The following is a 1,802-nucleotide window of genomic DNA, read 5'->3' on the forward strand; positions in this document are numbered from 1 at the left end:
GCCGCCGGGAGGCGGCGGCGCGGGCGCCGTCACGTGCCGGCCGTTCCTGCGGGCGGCCGTGCCGATCAGCGGCAGGGAGGACGGTCGGTCCGTTCCCGCCGGGTGTGGGAGCGCTCTTCCGGACGGCTGCGGACCACGGGTGAATGGACGGGCCGTGACGGGGCAGGCGTGCAGCGCGCCATGGGTGTCAACCACGGCCCGCCGCACCCATCCGCTGCGTCGTCGGCTACGAATAGTCCACGAGCCCGCAGTCCGAGGGTGCGCCACCCTCGACGCGGCCGGCCGATCGTCGCCGGCCGTTTTCCACGTTCCGGAGGATGATCCATGCCGCTGCCACCGCCCGGCTTCCTGTGCCGGCCCCGCCGCGCCCCCGTGACCGGGGGTGGCCGGGCATGAAGGAGCCGGTCTACATCGGGGAGAGCCCCTCGACCGCGCCCGACCTCTCGGAGCTGCTGGTGCGGGTCGCCCAGGGTGACCACGAGGCTTTCGGCGGTGTCTACGACGCCGTCTGCGGCCCGGTGTTCGGGCTGGTGCGGAGCATTCTCCGCGACCCCGCACAGTCGGAGGAGGTGGCGCAGGAGGTGATGGTCGAGGTCTGGCGGAACGCCGCCCGCTACCGCCCCGAGAAGGGCAGCGCGATGGCCTGGATCATGACGCTGGCGCACCGCCGTGCGGTGGACCGGGTGCGCTCCGCCCAGGCGTCCACCGACCGGGAGCAGCGGGCGGCGCTCCTGGAGCACACTCCGGCGTTCGACGAGGTGACCGAGCAGGTCGAGACCCGGCTGGAACGCGAGCAGGTACGGCGCTGCCTGCGCACGCTCACCGAACTGCAGCGGCAGTCCGTGACCCTGGCCTACTACCGGGGGCTGACCTACCGCGAGGTGGCCGAGCTGCTGGCGCTTCCGCTCGGCACCGTGAAGACCCGTATGCGCGACGGTCTGATCCGGCTGCGCGACTGCCTGGGGGTGACCGCATGACCGCCGATCTGCACACGCTGGCGGGGGCCTACGTCCTGCACGCGTTGGACGACGACGAGTTGACGGAGTTCGAGCGCCATCTCGCCGACTGCGCCTCCTGCGCACTGGAAGTACGGGAGCTCGCCGCGACCACCCAGCGGCTCGGTGCCGCGGTCGCCGCGGCCCCGCCGCCGGAGATGCGCGTCCGCGTGCTGCGGCAGATCGCGACCGTGCGGCAGGAACCCCCGGATGTGCCACCGCAGCGCGGTGGCCGGGTACGCACCACGCGGCTGCGCGGGGCGATCCCCCGCCTGGTGCTGGCGGCGTGCGTCGCCGGCGCGCTCCTCGGCGGCGGCATCGCCGCCTGGCAGTACCAGGAGGCGCGCGACGCCCGTGACCAGGCGCAGCTCGCCGAGCGTTCCACCGACGAGCTGATGGGCGTGCTGACCTCCCCGGACGTCTCCGTGGCCAGCACCGACCTGGCGGACGGCGCGACCGCGACGGTGCTGCTCTCCGCCGAGCAGGACCGCGCGGTGTTCGTGGCGTCCGGGATGGCGGAGCCACCCTCCGGCATGGTCTACCAGCTCTGGTTCGACGACGGCGGCACCATGCGCCCCGGCGGCCTGATGGATCCGACCGACGGCCCCGCCGGCAACGCGGTGCTGATGGACGGCCCCGTCAACGGCGCGGGCGGTATGGGGATCACGCTGGAGCCGACGGGCGGCTCACCGCAGCCCACGTCCGACCCGCTGCTGGTCATGGCGTTCCCCGAGTCCGGCTGAACCCCCAGGGCCGGCTGACTCCCCGTCCCGGCCGAGCCCCGCGCCGAGACGAGCGGGGCTCGGC

General features: G+C 74.3%; 2 protein-coding genes. Both read left to right on the top strand.

The window, feature by feature from the left end; all coding sequences use genetic code 11:
* The first annotated feature begins 392 nt into the window (after positions 1 to 392).
* On the top strand, positions 393 to 977 hold the full coding sequence (locus HCN52_RS24125; RefSeq protein WP_168090539.1) for a sigma-70 family RNA polymerase sigma factor: 585 nt from the start codon (positions 393 to 395) through the stop codon (positions 975 to 977).
* Positions 974 to 1,738 carry an anti-sigma factor gene (locus HCN52_RS24130; RefSeq protein ID WP_168090540.1) on the top strand — a complete coding sequence of 255 codons (765 nt, stop codon included), beginning with the start codon at positions 974 to 976 and terminating at the stop codon, positions 1,736 to 1,738. Before HCN52_RS24125 ends, HCN52_RS24130 begins: the two co-directional genes overlap by 4 nt.
* Positions 1,739 to 1,802: the final 64 nt, after the last annotated feature.

Source organism: Streptomyces bohaiensis, assembly GCF_012033785.1.
Classification (GTDB): Bacteria; Actinomycetota; Actinomycetes; order Streptomycetales; family Streptomycetaceae; genus Streptomyces; species Streptomyces bohaiensis.

What these genes read in the sequence shown, in the direction of transcription:
- HCN52_RS24125 (WP_168090539.1), top strand. Translation starts at nt 393, where the DNA reads ATGAAGGAGCCGGTCTACATCGGGGAGAGCCCCTCGACCGCGCCCGAC.
- HCN52_RS24130 (WP_168090540.1), top strand. Translation starts at nt 974, where the DNA reads ATGACCGCCGATCTGCACACGCTGGCGGGGGCCTACGTCCTGCACGCG.